We start from the raw sequence: 570 nt of genomic DNA on the forward strand, positions 1-570 counted from the left end.
GCCGAGCGATTCATGATGCCTCTCTCCTCGAAGGGTTGGTGCATCGCACCTGTCCTGCGAGCGCTGCGACGCGCTCCTCGGGCAGGATGATTTGCCAGGGCTGACCCTTAGTCCGTTGGTGACCCACAAGACGGCCTTTCCGCAGCCATTTGAACACTGTCTGGTCGGTTACGCCCAAAGCGATGGCTGCGCCCTGAACGGAATAGCTCCCGTCCGGCCAGCGCTCCGGATTTGGCTCCACACCGTTGATCTTGACGGTCCGGATCTTCCAGCGTTTGCGGAGCAGGTGGATCGTTCCGCCCGAGAGTGGGGCGCCGTGCGCCGTCCGAAGTCCCTCGGCGTTGAGGGCGGTGGCGATCTCGCTATCTTGCAGGCCTGCGCCGTTCAGTGCGCGCACCCGGCGCTCCAATACTTCGGTGTCGGCGCATTCGGCGTAGCCCTGCACTGAACGGCGGATTTGGTGCTCGCTGGTAGCGCCGGTCTGCCAGACGATGCGCACTGACAGTAAGCGCGAGGTCTGGACCCTTCACTCGGCGGCTTGACGCTCGGCCGGCTTTTCGGGTGCCCAGC

1 protein-coding gene is annotated in these 570 nt (G+C 64.6%); it reads right to left on the bottom strand.

Annotation, left to right across the window (positions count from 1 at the left end):
• Positions 1-10: 10 nt before the first annotated feature.
• Positions 11-499 (bottom strand): hypothetical protein, encoded by a 489-nt coding sequence (locus Q7A36_RS40690; protein WP_305109468.1) that lies wholly within the window; start codon positions 497-499, stop codon positions 11-13.
• Between the last annotated feature and the right edge of the window lie 71 nt (positions 500-570).

Origin of the sequence: Paracraurococcus lichenis (assembly GCF_030657435.1) — a bacterium.
Classification (GTDB): Bacteria; Pseudomonadota; Alphaproteobacteria; order Acetobacterales; family Acetobacteraceae; genus Paracraurococcus; species Paracraurococcus lichenis.